This is a genomic window from Comamonas sp. 23, from assembly GCF_049601575.1.
Classification (GTDB): Bacteria; Pseudomonadota; Gammaproteobacteria; order Burkholderiales; family Burkholderiaceae_C; genus Comamonas; species Comamonas squillarum.
Genome location: NZ_CP187127.1, coordinates 931,839 through 945,851 on the forward strand (window position 1 = coordinate 931,839; position 14,013 = coordinate 945,851).

General features: G+C 65.9%; 14 protein-coding genes. 13 read left to right on the forward strand and 1 reads right to left on the reverse strand.

Annotation, left to right across the window (positions count from 1 at the left end; translation table 11 throughout):
- Window positions 1-80 precede the first annotated feature (80 nt).
- Window positions 81-614 carry a MarR family winged helix-turn-helix transcriptional regulator gene (locus ACPEE1_RS04180; protein ID WP_423935311.1) on the reverse strand — a complete coding sequence of 178 codons (534 nt, stop codon included), beginning with the start codon at window positions 612-614 and terminating at the stop codon, window positions 81-83.
- 116 nt (window positions 615-730) lie between these two features.
- Between ACPEE1_RS04180 and ACPEE1_RS04185 the strand changes: the two genes are divergently transcribed.
- The 13 genes from ACPEE1_RS04185 to ACPEE1_RS04245 are packed head-to-tail and all read left to right on the forward strand — an operon-like array spanning window position 731 to window position 14,001.
- Window positions 731-3,058, forward strand: a complete 2,328-nt coding sequence (locus ACPEE1_RS04185) for a bifunctional salicylyl-CoA 5-hydroxylase/oxidoreductase (RefSeq protein ID WP_423935313.1) — start codon at window positions 731-733, stop codon at window positions 3,056-3,058.
- A gap of 12 nt (window positions 3,059-3,070) precedes the next feature.
- A complete protein-coding gene (locus tag ACPEE1_RS04190; RefSeq protein ID WP_116926329.1) occupies window positions 3,071-3,844 on the forward strand; it encodes an SDR family NAD(P)-dependent oxidoreductase in 774 nt (257 codons plus the stop codon).
- 23 nt (window positions 3,845-3,867) lie between these two features.
- The gene (locus ACPEE1_RS04195; RefSeq protein ID WP_116926401.1) at window positions 3,868-4,722 is read left to right on the forward strand and encodes an enoyl-CoA hydratase family protein; all 855 of its coding nucleotides are present in this window, start codon (window positions 3,868-3,870) and stop codon (window positions 4,720-4,722) included.
- Window position 4,723: 1 nt separating this feature from the next.
- Window positions 4,724-5,899, forward strand: a complete 1,176-nt coding sequence (locus ACPEE1_RS04200) for an acyl-CoA dehydrogenase family protein (RefSeq protein ID WP_182343722.1) — start codon at window positions 4,724-4,726, stop codon at window positions 5,897-5,899.
- Window positions 5,900-5,958: 59 nt separating this feature from the next.
- Complete coding sequence (locus ACPEE1_RS04205; RefSeq protein ID WP_423935316.1) at window positions 5,959-7,590, forward strand: benzoate-CoA ligase family protein; 1,632 nt, start codon at window positions 5,959-5,961, stop codon at window positions 7,588-7,590.
- A 44-nt stretch (window positions 7,591-7,634) separates the two neighbouring features.
- On the forward strand, window positions 7,635-8,819 hold the full coding sequence (locus tag ACPEE1_RS04210) for an ABC transporter substrate-binding protein (protein ID WP_116926332.1): 1,185 nt from the start codon (window positions 7,635-7,637) through the stop codon (window positions 8,817-8,819).
- A gap of 3 nt (window positions 8,820-8,822) precedes the next feature.
- On the forward strand, window positions 8,823-9,743 hold the full coding sequence (locus ACPEE1_RS04215; protein ID WP_182343717.1) for a branched-chain amino acid ABC transporter permease: 921 nt from the start codon (window positions 8,823-8,825) through the stop codon (window positions 9,741-9,743).
- Window positions 9,736-10,746 carry a branched-chain amino acid ABC transporter permease gene (locus ACPEE1_RS04220; protein WP_182343715.1) on the forward strand — a complete coding sequence of 337 codons (1,011 nt, stop codon included), beginning with the start codon at window positions 9,736-9,738 and terminating at the stop codon, window positions 10,744-10,746. The genes ACPEE1_RS04215 and ACPEE1_RS04220 overlap by 8 nt, the downstream gene beginning before the upstream one ends.
- Window positions 10,747-10,757: 11 nt before the next feature.
- A complete protein-coding gene (locus ACPEE1_RS04225) occupies window positions 10,758-11,522 on the forward strand; it encodes an ABC transporter ATP-binding protein (RefSeq protein WP_116926402.1) in 765 nt (254 codons plus the stop codon).
- Window positions 11,522-12,232: an ABC transporter ATP-binding protein gene (locus ACPEE1_RS04230; protein WP_182343713.1), complete on the forward strand. Its 711-nt coding sequence runs from the start codon at window positions 11,522-11,524 to the stop codon at window positions 12,230-12,232. The genes ACPEE1_RS04225 and ACPEE1_RS04230 overlap by 1 nt, the downstream gene beginning before the upstream one ends.
- 1 nt (window position 12,233) lies before the next feature.
- Complete coding sequence (locus ACPEE1_RS04235; protein ID WP_423935320.1) at window positions 12,234-12,689, forward strand: acyl-CoA thioesterase; 456 nt, start codon at window positions 12,234-12,236, stop codon at window positions 12,687-12,689.
- A 27-nt stretch (window positions 12,690-12,716) separates the two neighbouring features.
- The gene (locus ACPEE1_RS04240) at window positions 12,717-13,115 is read left to right on the forward strand and encodes a RidA family protein (RefSeq protein WP_116926337.1); all 399 of its coding nucleotides are present in this window, start codon (window positions 12,717-12,719) and stop codon (window positions 13,113-13,115) included.
- Window positions 13,116-13,122: 7 nt separating this feature from the next.
- Window positions 13,123-14,001: an alpha/beta hydrolase gene (locus ACPEE1_RS04245; RefSeq protein ID WP_182345881.1), complete on the forward strand. Its 879-nt coding sequence runs from the start codon at window positions 13,123-13,125 to the stop codon at window positions 13,999-14,001.
- Window positions 14,002-14,013 lie beyond the last annotated feature (12 nt).

Below are 14,013 nucleotides of genomic sequence, written 5' to 3' on the forward strand. Positions count from 1 at the left end.
TTCCCCAAGAGGGCCAGAGACTTCTGAGAGCCTGCCGGACCAGCGCGTCCGCAGGCTCTTTGTCATTTTTGGGGCGGTACTCAGTCGGCAACCGGCTCCACCCGCTGGCCCACAATCTGCCGCAGCACGCCCAGCTGCTCATACAGCTCACGCGCGGCATCTGCGCCCAGCGGTGCGAGCAAATGCTCCAGCCACTGCTCATGCGCCTTGGCCATGGCGCTGAACTGCTTTTTGCCGCTGCGCGTCAGGCGCACCGTCATCGACCGCCGGTCCTCGTCATCGGCCACCCGCTCCACCCAGCCTTCTGCCACCAGCTGGTCCGTCAGACCGGTGATATTGCCACCGGTGACCATCAGGTACTCGGACAGCGTCTTCATGCGCAAACCCTTGGGGAAGCGGCTGAGCTGGGCCAGGTAGTCAAAGCGCGGCAAGGTGGTGGCGAACTGGGTGCGCAGCTTGCTGCGAATCACCTGTTCGATCTGCGTGCTGCAGGTCATCAGCCGCAGCCACAGGCGCACGGCCTGGTGTTCGTCATGGGCGAGGCCGGCCTCGCGGCCAGCCATGCCGCCACCGGTATCGGAGGGGGAGTTGCAGAGGGTTTGCATGTCAGCCATGGCGCCCATGGTGCAGTACCGCAGGGGGCTCCAGTGATAGGGTATGTGCGTATTTTAGTGAATTATTTATGCATCAATAATTTAGTTATAAAGTATTTTTCAGGATGGTCCTGGCCATGAAAATTGTCTGCATCGGCGGCGGCCCCGCCGGCTTGTATTTCGCGCTGCTGATGAAGCAGATGGACCCCGCGCATGACGTGACCGTGGTCGAGCGCAACAAGCCCTATGACACCTTTGGCTGGGGCGTGGTGTTCTCTGACGCGACGATGGACAACATGCGCGAATGGGACCCGGCGACGGCTGCGCAGATCGAAGCGGCCTTCAACCACTGGGACGATATCGAGTTGCTGTTCAAGGGGCGCAAGATCCGCTCGGGCGGCCATGGATTTGTCGGCATCGGCCGCAAGCATTTGCTCAACATTCTGCAGGCACGTTGCGAGCAGCTGGGTGTCCAGCTCGTGTTCGAGACCGATGTGCAGTCCGACGAGGACTATGCCGATGCCGACCTCATCATCGCCAGCGATGGCGTGAACTCGCGCATCCGCAGCAAATATGCCGAGGTCTTCAAGCCCGATATCGTCACCCGCCCCAACCGCTTTATCTGGCTGGGTACCAACAAGGTCTACGAGGCCTTTACCTTTGACTTTGTGCGCACCGAGCACGGCTGGTTCCAGGCCCATATCTACCAGTTCGACGACAAGACCTCGACCTTCATCGTCGAGACCACCGAAGAGACCTGGAAGGCCTGCGGCCTGGACACGGCCGACCAGGCGCAGTCGATTGCCTTTTGCGAGGAGCTGTTTGCCGACAACCTGCAAGGCGCGCGGCTGATCACCAATGCGCGCCATCTGCGCGGCTCGGCCTGGATCAATTTTCAGCGCGTGGTCTGCGACCAGTGGTGGCTGCAAAACGCCAAGGGCAGCCATGTGGTGCTGATGGGCGACGCAGTGCACACAGCGCATTTCGCAATTGGCTCGGGCACCAAGCTGGCCATTGAGGATGCGATCGAGCTGGCGCGGCAGTTCCAGCAGCTGGGCGATGGCAAGGCGCAGATCCCGGCGGTGCTGCAGGCCTACCAGGCGCTGCGCCGGGTGGAGACCTTGCGCATCCAGAATGCCGCCTGGAACGCGATGGAGTGGTTCGAGGTCTGCGGCAAGCGCTACTGCGACCAGCTCGAACCCGAGCAGTTCATGTACTCGATGCTGACACGTAGCCAGCGCATCAGCCATGAGAACCTGCGCCTGCGCGATGCCGCCTGGCTGGGCGGCTATGAGGCCTGGCTGGCCGCGCAAAACGGGGTGGAGGTGCAGGGCAAGGCGCCGCCGCCGATGTTCCTGCCCTATACCCTGCGCGGCCTGACCTTGAAGAACCGCATCGTCGTCTCGCCGATGGCGCAGTACTCGGCGGTGGATGGCGTGCCCGGCGACTACCACCTGGTGCACCTGGGCGCGCGGGCCATGGGTGGCGCCGGTCTGGTGTTTGCCGAGATGGCCTGCGTCAGCCCAGAAGGCCGCATCACCCCCGGCTGCCCCGGCACCTACAGCCAGGCACAAAAGCAGGCCTGGCAGCGCATCAGCGACTGGATCCACACCCACAGCGATGCCAAGTTTGCGATGCAGATCGGCCATGCCGGAGCGAAAGCCTCCACCCGCCTGGCCTGGGAGGGCACGGACCTGCCGCTCGCCGAGGGCAACTGGCCCATCATCTCGGCCTCGCCCCAGCAGTACCTGGAAGGCGTGAGCCAGATCTCGCAGGCGATGAGCCTGGCCCAGATGGACGAGGTCAAGCAGCAGTTTGTACACGCCGCCCAGATGGCTGCCGAGGTGGGTGCCGATTGGCTGGAGCTGCACTGCGCCCATGGCTATCTGCTGTCCAGTTTTATTTCGCCGTTGACCAACCAGCGGAGTGATGCCTATGGCGGCAGCCTGGAAAACCGCCTGCGCTACCCGCTGGAGGTGTTCCGGGCCGTGCGCGCCGTCTGGCCGCAGGAGCGGCCGATGTCGGTGCGCATCTCCGCCCATGACTGGGTGCCCGGCGGCATCACGCCGGATGACGCGGTAGAGATTGCCAAGGCCTTCAAGGCCGCAGGCGCGGACCTGATCGACTGCTCGTCCGGTCAGGTCAGCAAGCAGGAGAAGCCGGTCTATGGCCGCATGTTCCAGACCCCGTTTGCCGACCGCATCCGCCAGGAGGCGGGTATTGCGACGATGGCCGTGGGCGCGATCAGCGAGGCCGACCATGCGAACTCCATCATTGCCGCCGGCCGTGCCGATCTCTGTGCTGTCGCCCGCCCCCACCTGGCCAACCCGGCCTGGACCCTGACCGAGGCGGCCAAGATTGGCTACACCGCCATTGCCTGGCCCAAGCCTTACTTTGCCGGCAAGCGCCAGATGGAGAGCCTGTTCGAGCGCGAGAAGGCCCAGCAAGCGGCCGCCGGCCATTGAGGAGCGCTGCCGATGTCAAGCAAGAGCTTTGAAGGACAGCATGCACTGGTAACCGGCGCCGGCCAGGGCATTGGCGAGGCGATTGCGCGCCAGCTGCTGGCGCAGGGCGCCCGGGTGACGGTGCTGGGCCGCCGGCCCGAGCCGCTGCAACAACTGGTGGATGCCCACCCAGGCCAGTGCCAGCGGGTGTTGGCCGATGTGGCGCAAGGGCCTGAAGTGGTCGCAGCCTTTGCGCAGGCTGTCGCCGCCTTTGGCGATATCCAGATCCTGGTGAACAACGCCGGCCAGGCGCAGAGCGCGCCCTTTATGAAGACCGATGCCCAGCTGTGGTCGCAGATGCTGGCGGTGAACCTGACCGGCACGATGCTGTGCATGCAGCAGGTGCTGCCGGCGATGCAGGCGGCAGGCTATGGCCGCATCGTCAATGTGGCCAGCACCGCAGGCCTGACCGGCTACGCCTATGTATCGGCCTATGTGGCGGCCAAGCATGGTGTGGTGGGCCTGACCCGCGCGCTGGCGCTGGAAGTGGCAAGCCGGGGCATCACCGTGAATGCGGTGTGCCCGGGTTACACCGAAACCGACCTGGTCAAGACCAGCATCGACCGGGTGGTGGCCAAGACCGGCCGCAGCCCCGAGCAGGCCATGGCCGAATTTGTGCGCGACAACCCCCAGGGCCGCCTGGTGCAGCCCCAGGAGGTGGCCGATGCCGTCGTCTGGCTCTGCGGCAAGGGCGCTGGCGCGATGACCGGCCAGGCCATTGCGGTGGCTGGCGGCGAAGTGATGTGAACCCCGAATTTGTGGAGACAGGCATGAGCGAATACACCATTGACCCCGCGCTGGTGGCGGGCAACCACCAGCAGCTGGCCGGCTACCAGGCCCGGCATTTTCTGTGGCAGGTCCATGCCGGCGTGGCAACGATTACGCTCAACCGGCCCGAGCGCAAGAATCCGCTGACCTTTGATTCCTATGCCGAGCTGCGCGACCTGTTCCACCGGCTGAAGTGGGCGCAGGATGTCAAGGCCGTGGTGCTGGTGGGCGCGGGCGGCAATTTCTGCTCCGGCGGCGATGTGCATGAAATCATCGGCCCGCTGGTGGCCCTCAAGGCCCCCGAGCTGCTGATGTTCACCCGCATGACCGGCGAGCTGATCAAGGCCATGCGGGCCTGCCCGCAGCCCATCATTGCGGCGGTCGATGGCATCTGTGCCGGCGCCGGCGCCATCATGGCGATGGCCTCGGACATACGCCTGGGCACGGCGCGCAGCAAGACGGCGTTCCTGTTCAACCGCGTGGGCCTGGCCGGCTGCGACATGGGCGCCTGCGCCTTTTTGCCGCGCATCATCGGCCAGGGCCGGGCCAGCGAGCTGCTCTATACCGGCCGCAGCCTGGGCGGCGAAGAGGGCGAGCGCTGGGGCTTTTTCAACCGCCTGGCCGAGCCCGAAGCGCTGCTGGCGCAGGCCCAGCAGATGGCGGCTGACCTGGCCGCCGGCCCGAGCTTTGCCAATGGCATCACCAAGACCCAGCTGCACCAGGAATGGGCGATGACCATCGACCAGGCCATTGAGGCCGAGGCGCAGGCGCAGGCCATCTGCATGCTGACCGAAGACTTCAAGCGCGCCTACGAGGCCTTTGTGGCCAAGCAAAAGCCGCAATTCCAGGGGAACTGACATGGCTGACACCCGTTACCTGCAGTGGCCGTTTTTTGAGCCTCGCCACGCGCAGCTGGCGCAGACGCTCGATGCCTGGGCCGCCGAGCATGTCGCTCATGTGCACAGCAGCGACACCGACGGCGATTGCCGCGCGTTGGTCAAGGCGCTGGGCCAGGCGGGCTGGCTGCGCCATGCGGTGGCGGGCGAGGCGCATGGCGGCGTAGCCGCGCAAATCGACACCCGCGCCATCTGCCTGGTCCGCGAAACCCTGGCACGCCACAACGGCCTGGCCGACTTTGCGTTTGCGATGCAGGGGCTGGGCTCGGGCGCGATCAGCCTGGCGGGCACGGAGGCGCAGAAGGCGCGCTACTTGGGCCGGGTGGCCCGGGGCGAGGCCATTGCGGCCTTTGCGCTGTCCGAGCCCGATGCCGGCTCGGACGTCGCGGCCATGGCCTGCGCGGCCCGCCTGGACGGTGACCACTATGTCATCGACGGCGAAAAAACCTGGATCTCGAACGGTGGCATTGCCGACTTTTATGTGGTGTTTGTGCGCAGCGGCGAGGCGCCGGGGGCGCGCGGTATCTCGGCGCTGATCGTGGATGCGGATACGCCTGGCCTGGAGATTGCCGAGCGCATCGATGTGATCGCGCCGCACCCGCTGGCGCGGCTGCGCTTTAGCGGCTGCCGCGTGCCGGCGAGCCAGCGCATGGGCGCGGCCGGTGAGGGTTTCAAGCTGGCGATGCGCACCCTGGATGTGTTCCGCACCTCGGTGGCCGCCGCCGCGCTGGGCTTTGCGCGCCGCGCGATGGACGAGGCCTTGCAGCGCGCCACCAGCCGCCGCATGTTCCAGGGCGTGCTGGCCGATTTTCAGCTCACCCAGGCCAAGCTCGCGCAGATGGCCACCCAGATCGACAGCGCCGCGCTGCTGACCTACCGCGCCGCCTGGCAGCGTGACCAGGGCCAGAGCGTGACCAGCGAGGCGGCGATGGCCAAGATGACCGCCACCGAGAACGCCCAGCAGGTGATCGATGCAGCGCTGCAGATGTGGGGCGGGCTGGGTGTTGTCAGCGGCCAGCCGGTCGAGCGCCTGTACCGCGAGATCCGCGCGCTGCGCATTTACGAAGGAGCGACCGAGGTGCAGCAGCTCATCATCGCCCGCGAGCTGCTCAAACAAGTGGCGCCCGCTGCGCCTTGAGCTCTGCCTAGCACCTGGATTCCGGTTCCGGTTTCTCCTTTCAGTCTGGAGTTTGCGAGATGTCTGCCACGCCCTATACCGCGCATACCGACCGCTTTGCGGCCACGCATTTGCCGCCGCCCGAGTTGCAGCCCGACTACCTGTTCGAGCTGCCCGAGCTGCAGTTCCCCGAGCGCCTCAACTGCGCCGCCGAGCTGCTGGACCGCCATGTGGCCGAGGGCCGGGGCGAGCGCCTGTGCCTGCAGGCCCAGGGCGTGCGCTGGACCTATGCCGACTTGCAGGCCCAGGCCAACCGCATCGCCAATGTGTTGACCGCGCAGATGGGCCTGGTGCCCGGCAACCGCGTGCTGCTGTGCGCGCCCAACAACCCGATGATGGTGGCGAGCTGGTTTGCGGTGGTCAAGGCCGGCGGCATTGCGGTGGCTGCGATGCCGCTGCTGCGCGCCAAGGAGCTGGGCACCATCATCGAGATTGCCCAGGTCAGCCATGCGCTGTGCGATGCGGCGCAGCTGGCCGAGGTGCAGGCGGCGCAGGCGGCCAACCCGCGCTTGCAGGCGGTGCGGTACTTCAATGGCAGTGGCCTGCCGGCAGCGCAGGCGCTGGAGCCGCTGATGGCCCAGGCCTCGCCGCATTTCGACGCCGTCCAGACCGCCGCCACCGACACCTGCCTGCTGGGCTTTACCTCGGGCACCACGGGCGTGCCCAAGGCCACGATGCATTTCCACCGCGATGTCATGGCGGTCTGTGCCTGCTGGCCGCGCCATGTGCTGCGGGCTGCGCCCGATGATGTGTTTATCGGCAGCCCGCCACTGGCCTTTACCTTTGGCCTGGGTGGGCAGGTGCTGTTCCCGATGGCGATTGGTGCGTCGATGGCGCTGCTGGAAAAAGCAGGGCCCGCACAGCTGGTCGATGGCATCGCGCAGTTTGGCGCGACCGTGGTGTTCACCGCGCCCACCTCGTACCGCGTGATGGCCCAGCAGGGCGAGCGGCTGCGCCAGACGCGGCTGCGCAAATGCGTATCGGCCGGCGAGGCCTTGAATGCCTCGACCCGCGCGCTGTGGAAAGAGGCGACCGGCATCGAGATCATCGACGGCATTGGCTCGACCGAGATGCTGCACATCTTCATCTCGCACCGCGAGGATGAGGCGCGTCCCGGCGCCACCGGACGGGCGGTGCCCGGCTACCACGCCAAGGTGGTTGATGATCAGGGCCAGGAAGTGCCGGCCGGCACGGTGGGCAAGCTGGCGGTGCAGGGCCCTACCGGCTGCCGTTATTTGAACGACAGCCGCCAGACCCAGTATGTGCACGCAGGCTGGAACCTGACGGGTGACGCCTATGTGATGGATGCGGACGGCTATTTTCATTACCAGGCCCGCACCGATGACATGATCATCTCCTCGGGCTACAACATCGCCGCGCCGGAGGTCGAAGACGCCTTGCTCGCGCATGCGGCGGTGGCCGAATGCGCGGTGATCGGGCTGCCCGACAGCGAGCGCGGCCAGATCGTCAAGGCCTTTGTGGTGCTGCGCCCGGGCTTTGCGGCGGACGCGGACATGGCCAAGACCTTGCAGGATTTTGTCAAAAGCACGGTGGCGCCCTACAAATACCCACGGGCCGTGGAGTTTGTCGCGCAGCTGCCGCGCACGGCTACGGGAAAACTACAACGGTTTCGGCTGCACAGCCCGGCATAGTAGCGGCTCGGCGAATTTTTACGTACTTCAACCAGGGAACCAGCATGAAGCCTCATCTCTTGCATCGCAGTCTTGTCAGTCTGTCCATCGCGCTGCTGTGCGCCAGCAGCGCCAGTGCCGCCGACCAGGTCAAGGTGGGGTTGCTCAGCACCTTGTCGGGCCCCGGCGCCGGTTTGGGCACCGATATCCGCGACGGCTTCCAGCTGGCCGTCAAGCACATGAACGGCAAGATCGGCAACCTGCCCGCTGAGGTGGTGGTGGTCGATGACCAGCAAAACCCCGAGGTGGCCAAGCAGACGGCCGAGCGCCTGCTCAAGCGTGACAAGGTGGATTTCATGACCGGCACCGTGTTCTCCAACGTGATGCTGGCCGTGGGCCCGGCCGCGTTCCAGAACAAGACCTTTTTCATCAGCCCCAATGCCGGCCCCTCGCAGTACGCGGGCGCCCAGTGCAACCCGTATTTCTTCAATGTCTCGCAGCAAAACGATGCGCTGCATGAGGCAGCGGGCCAGACCATGCAGGACAAGGGTTTCAAGCGCGTGGCGCTGATCGCGCCCAACTACCCCGCAGGCAAGGACTCGATCGCCGGCTTCAAGCGCTTCTACAAGGGCGAGATCGGCATGGAGACCTATACCTCGCTGAGCCAGCTGGACTATGGCGCCGAGATCTCCAAGATGCGTGCGGCCCAGGTCGATGGCGTCTACATCTTTCTGCCCGGTGGCCTGGGCGTGAACTTCATCAAGCAGTTTGTCGGTGCCGGCCTGTCCAAGGACATCACCTTGTATGCCCCGGGCTTCTCGGCCGATGAGGACGTGATCCGCGCGGTGGGTGACTCGATGCTGGGCACCTTCAACACCTCGCAGTGGGCGCATGACCTGGACAATGCCGCGAACAAGAAATTCGTCGCCGACTTCCAGAAGGAGTTTGGCCGCAACCCCTCGCTCTACGCCTCGCACGGCTATGACGCCGCCCGCCTGATGGACGCGGCGGTGCGCGATGTCAAGGGCAAGCTCGATGACAAGGCGGCCTTGCGCAAGGCCATCGAGGCGGCCAGGTTCGAGTCGGTGCGCGGCAGCTTCAAGTTCAACAGCAACCATTTCCCGGTGCAGGACTATTACCTGCGCGTGGTGAGCAAGGATGCGCAGGGCAAGCTGACCAACCGCACGGTGGGCACGGTGTTCAAGAACCACCAGGATGCCTACGTCAAAGACTGCAAGATGCCCTCCTGATCGATGAACACCATCTTGATTCTTGAGCAGACGCTCAACGGTCTGCAGTTCGGCCTGATGCTGTTCCTGCTGGCCGCCGGCCTCACGCTCGTGTTCGGCATCATGGACATGATCAACCTGGCCCATGGCTCGCTCTACATGATCGGCGCCTACCTGGTGGCCAGCCTCAGCCAGGCGACCGGTTCGTTCTGGCTGGGCCTGGGCCTGGGGGTGCTGGCCACCGTGGTGGTGGGCGTGCTGCTGGAATACACGATCCTGCGCCGCCTCTACCACCGCGACCACCTCTCGCAGGTGATGGGCACCTTTGCCATCTTGCTGATGAGCAACGAGATCGTGCGCATCATCTGGGGCGCGCAGCCGCTGATGCTCAACCCGCCCGCCGCGCTGGCCGGGCCGGTGACCTTGATGGATGGTTTCTCCTACCCGGCCTACCGGCTGCTGATCATCGGTGTGGGCCTGGCCGTGGCGCTACTGCTGTGGCTCCTGGTGACCCGCACGCGCTTTGGCATGCAGGTGCGCGCGGGCGCGGCCAACCGCGAGATGGCGACTGCCATGGGCGCCAATGTGCGCCGGCTGTTTACCCTGGTGTTTGCGCTGGGCGCTGCGCTGTGTGCGGTGGCGGGCGGCATGCTGGGCCCCCTGCTGGCGGTGCAGGTGGGAATGGGCGAGAGCATTCTGATCCTCGCCTTTGTGGTGATCGTCATTGGCGGCATTGGCTCGATCCGGGGCGCGCTGATGGGCGCCTTGCTGGTGGGGCTGGTCGATACCGCCGGCCGCACCCTCGTGCCCTTGTTGTTTGACAAGGCCATGGGGCCCGAGGTAGCAGCCAACGCTGGCCCTGCCGTGGCCTCGGTGCTGATCTATGTGCTGATGGCTGCCGTGCTTTTCACCAAACCCCAAGGTCTGTTCCCCGCCCATGACTGACACATCCGCCCCCCAACCCGCCGCTGCGCAGGCGATACGGGCCACGCAGCCCAGCGTCTTCGACCACCGGCTGCAGCCCCGGCTGGTGCTGCCTTTGCTCGCGCTGCTGATTGCCTTTCCGCTGATCGCCCAGGCGACGGGTGAGGATTTCTACATCGGCGTGGCCAGCCGTGTGCTGGTGTTTGGCCTGGCCGCTGCCAGCCTCAACTTCATCCTCGGTTTTGGCGGCATGGTGAGCTTTGGCCATGCGGCCTTTGTCGGCCTGGGTGCCTACACCGTGGGCCTGCTGATGCAGCAGGGCATTACCTCGGCCTGGCTGGCCTGGCCGCTGGCCATGCTGATGGGCGCGGCCTTCTCGCTGCTGGTGGGCGCGATCAGTCTGCGCACCCAGGGCGTGTACTTCATCATGATCACCTTGGCCTTTGCGCAGATGCTGTACTACCTGATCATGTCGTTCAAATCGCTGGGCGGTGATGACGGGCTGTCGCTGCCCAGCCGCTCGGATATCGGGCTGGGTCTGGATCTGGGCCAGGATGCGACCTTCTACTATGTGGTGCTGGCGCTGGTCAGCACCAGCCTGCTGCTGATGGCGCGCGTGCTCAATGCGCGCTTTGGCCATGTGCTGCAGGCCATCAAGGAGAACGAGACCCGCATGCAGGCCATCGGCTTTCCGGTCTACCGCTACAAGCTCGTGGCCTTCACGTTGGCCGGAGCCTTTGCTGGCCTGGCCGGCGCGATGCTGGCCAACCAGGGCAGCTTTGTCGGCCCCGGCATGCTGCAGTGGACCCAGTCGGGCATCCTGCTGATCATGGTCATCCTCGGCGGTGTCGGCCATCTGTATGGGGGCCTCTTGGGCGCGGCGGTGTTCCTGCTGCTCGAAGAAGTGCTGGCCGCCTATACGGTGCACTGGCAGCTGGGCCTGGGCGCCGTGCTGCTGATCGTGGTGCTGGTGGCACCCAATGGTTTGCTGAGCCTGCGGCGCGGCATGTGGAGCAAGCGATGAGCACGGCCAAGATGCCAACCCCTTTGTTGCAGGTGCAGAACTTGGTCAAGCGCTTTGGTGGCCTCACCGCCACCGACCATGCCAGCTTTGCGGTGCAGGCCGGCCAGATCCATGCCTTGATCGGGCCGAACGGCGCGGGCAAGACGACCTTGATCCACCAGCTGTCGGGCGCGCTGGCATCCGATGCGGGCCAGATCCTGTTTGCCGGTGAGGCCATGGAGCGCAAGCCCATGCCCGCGCGGGTGCAGGCCGGCCTGGTGCGCTCCTACCAGATCACCAGCATCTTCAAGCGCCTGACGGTGCTGGAGAACATTGCACTGGGCGTGCAGGCACGCGATGGATCGAGCTGGCGCTTTTGGCGCCCGGCACGCAGCGAAAGCGCACGCTATGCGCAGGCGGCCGAGGTGGCCGAGCGCGTAGGCCTGGCCGCCCAGTTGCAGCAAACGGCGGGCCTGCTGGCGCACGGTGAGCAGCGCCAGCTGGAGGTGGCACTGGCGCTGGCCACGCGGCCGCGCATGCTGCTGCTCGATGAGCCGATGGCGGGCATGGGCCCGGACGAATCCGAGCGCATGGTGCAGCTGCTGCTGCAGCTGCGCCAGGACACGACGATCCTGCTCGTCGAGCACGACATGGACGCGGTCTTCCGGCTGGCCGACCGCATCTCGACGCTGGTATTTGGCAAGGTGATTGCGACGGGCACGCCCGATGAGATTCGGCGCAACCCGGATGTGCGGCGTGCCTACCTGGGCGATGAAGCTGCAGAGGAGGCCGCCTGATGAGCAATTTGCTGGAAGTGGATGCACTGGAGACCTGCTACGGCAGCAGCCAGGTGCTGTTTGGCATGCATCTGCGCATGGCGGCGGGCGAGGTCGCGACCTTGCTGGGGCGCAATGGCATGGGCAAGACCACGACGGTGCGCAGCCTCCTGGGCATGACACCGGCATCGGCGGGCAGCGTGCGGTTTCGGGGTGAGCGCATCGAGCACCTGCCCGCCGACCGCATTGCGCGCATGGGCATGGCCGTGGTGCCCGAGGGCCGGCAGATCTTTGCCAACCTGACGGTGCAGGAAAACCTGCAGGCCTTTGCGGCCAACCGCAATGCCTCGGAGAACCCCTGGTCGCTCGACCGTGTCTACCAGCTGTTCCCGCGCCTGGCCGAGCGCGCCGGCAACCCCGGCAACCGGCTCTCGGGCGGCGAGCAGCAGATGCTGGCCATTGGCCGGGCGCTGATGACCAACCCGCATCTGCTGATTCTGGACGAGGCCACCGAGGGCCTGGCGCCGCTGATCCGCGAGGAGATCTGGCAATGCCTGGCGGCCTTGCGCGCGCAGGGCCAGGCGATTTTGGTGATCGACAAATACGTCAAGCGGCTGATGGCGCTGGCCGACCAGCACACGCTGATCGAGCGCGGCCAGGTGGTATGGCAGGGCAGCTCGGCGCAGCTGGAGGCGCAGCCCGCGCTGTGGCAGCGCTATATCGGGGTCTGACATGGCAGCCTTGACCTGGCCCGAGACCGGCCCCGTTTTTCGCGTGGCCACCGGCATCCGTTTTGCGCAGTGCGACCCGGCCGGCATTGTGTTTTATCCGCAGTACCTGGTGCTGTTCCAGTCGCTGGTGGAGGACTGGTTCAACCAGGCGCTGCACTACCCCTATGCCCAGATGCTGGGGCCCGAACGCACGGGTCTGCCGATCGTGCACCTGGCCTGCGACTTTCGGGCGATTGCCCGCATGGGCGATGAGGTGCAGCTGGAGCTGGCCGTGCTGCGGCTGGGCAGCCGCTCGCTGCAGCTGGCGCTGCGCTGTGTGGGTGACGACGGCCAGGTGCGAGCACTGGCCCACCAGGCGCTGGTGTTCACCAGCCTGGACAGCCATGAAGCCATTCGCATACCGGCCGCCATCCACCGCCGCATGGCGGCCTGGCTGGCCGGTGAGCGCTTTCAATAATGCTTGGTTTTTAGAAGGAATCGTCTCATGCAAGTACTACTTCCCCAGGGCTGGCCCCGGCCCAAGGGCTATGCCAATGGCGTCATGGTCAGCGGCCGGCAGATTTTTGTCGCCGGCATGATCGGCTGGGATGCGCAAGGGGTGTTCCACACCGATGAACTGGCCGGCCAGGTGCGCCAGGCGCTGCAGAACATTGTGGCGGTGCTCGAAGAGGGCGGCGCCCGGCCCGAGCATATCGTGCGCATGACCTGGTACATCACCGACAAAGAGGCCTATATGGCCCAGCAGGCGGAGATCGGCAAGGCCTACCGCGAGCTGATCGGCAGCTTCAACGCGGCGATGACGGCGGTGCAGGTCGTGGCCTTGATCGAGGACCGCGCCAAGGTGGAGATCGAGGTCACCGCCGTGGTGCCCGATGCCGGCTGACCCGGCCATGGCTGGTCCCCGGCTTTTCAAGCTGTACCGCGATTTTGAATCGCAGTCGCAGATTGATGCGCAGTACGACCCGCTGCGCCCGGTGGCCGACCCGGCCGCCGCGCGCCAGCATTTTGCCGAGCGCAGTGCCCAGGCGCGTAGGGGGCTGCGCTGCGTTCTGGATGTGCCGTTTGGCCCGACTCTGGCCGAGACCCTGGACATCTACCCGGCCGCAGGCGGCGCGGCAGCGCCCGTGTTTGTCTATCTGCATGGCGGCTACTGGCGGGCCAATACCTCCAAGGAGTTCAGCTGCGTCGCCTTCGGCCCGCAGGCGCTGGGCTTTTGCACCGTGGTGGTGAACTATGCCTTGTGCCCGCAGGTGAGCATCGACGAAATCGTGCGCCAGTGCCGCGCCAGCCTGGCCTGGGTACTGCGCCATATCGAGGCCTATGGCGGCGACCCGGCGCGGGTGGTGGTGGGCGGGCATTCTGCCGGTGGCCAACTGGGCGCGATGTGCCTGCAAACGCCCTGGGAGCGCGACTATGGCCTGCCCGATGACCCGCTGCGCGGCGCGCTGCTGATCAGCGGCCTCTACGATATCACGCCGCTGCGCTACAGTTACCTGCAGCCGCTGATCCAGCTCGATGACGGGCTGGTTGCGCGCAACTCACCCGCGTTTGCGGCCAGACGCTGCGCCACCCCCATGCACCTGGTCTGGGGCGGGCGCGAACAAAGCGAGTTTGAGCGCCAGTCGCTGCTGATGCACAGCGCCTGGCAGGCGGCGGGCAATGTGGCCGAGCAGGCGGCGCTGCCCGGCTGCGACCATTTCTCGGTGCTCCATGGGCTGGAGGATCCGCAGTCGGATCTGTGCCAGCGCCTGCTGCGGCTTTCTGCCTGAAGATCCTATTGG

Bases quoted from the DNA above. Each gene is read 5' to 3' on its own strand.
- ACPEE1_RS04245 (WP_182345881.1), top strand. From the start codon at position 13,123: ATGGCTGGTCCCCGGCTTTTCAAGCTGTACCGCGATTTTGAATCGCAG.
- ACPEE1_RS04185 (WP_423935313.1), top strand. From the start codon at position 731: ATGAAAATTGTCTGCATCGGCGGCGGCCCCGCCGGCTTGTATTTCGCG.
- ACPEE1_RS04215 (WP_182343717.1), top strand. From the start codon at position 8,823: ATGAACACCATCTTGATTCTTGAGCAGACGCTCAACGGTCTGCAGTTC.
- ACPEE1_RS04180 (WP_423935311.1), bottom strand. From the start codon at position 614: ATGGCTGACATGCAAACCCTCTGCAACTCCCCCTCCGATACCGGTGGC.
- ACPEE1_RS04235 (WP_423935320.1), top strand. From the start codon at position 12,234: ATGGCAGCCTTGACCTGGCCCGAGACCGGCCCCGTTTTTCGCGTGGCC.
- ACPEE1_RS04195 (WP_116926401.1), top strand. From the start codon at position 3,868: ATGAGCGAATACACCATTGACCCCGCGCTGGTGGCGGGCAACCACCAG.
- ACPEE1_RS04210 (WP_116926332.1), top strand. From the start codon at position 7,635: ATGAAGCCTCATCTCTTGCATCGCAGTCTTGTCAGTCTGTCCATCGCG.
- ACPEE1_RS04225 (WP_116926402.1), top strand. From the start codon at position 10,758: ATGCCAACCCCTTTGTTGCAGGTGCAGAACTTGGTCAAGCGCTTTGGT.
- ACPEE1_RS04230 (WP_182343713.1), top strand. From the start codon at position 11,522: ATGAGCAATTTGCTGGAAGTGGATGCACTGGAGACCTGCTACGGCAGC.
- ACPEE1_RS04205 (WP_423935316.1), top strand. From the start codon at position 5,959: ATGTCTGCCACGCCCTATACCGCGCATACCGACCGCTTTGCGGCCACG.
- ACPEE1_RS04220 (WP_182343715.1), top strand. From the start codon at position 9,736: ATGACTGACACATCCGCCCCCCAACCCGCCGCTGCGCAGGCGATACGG.
- ACPEE1_RS04190 (WP_116926329.1), top strand. From the start codon at position 3,071: ATGTCAAGCAAGAGCTTTGAAGGACAGCATGCACTGGTAACCGGCGCC.
- ACPEE1_RS04200 (WP_182343722.1), top strand. From the start codon at position 4,724: ATGGCTGACACCCGTTACCTGCAGTGGCCGTTTTTTGAGCCTCGCCAC.
- ACPEE1_RS04240 (WP_116926337.1), top strand. From the start codon at position 12,717: ATGCAAGTACTACTTCCCCAGGGCTGGCCCCGGCCCAAGGGCTATGCC.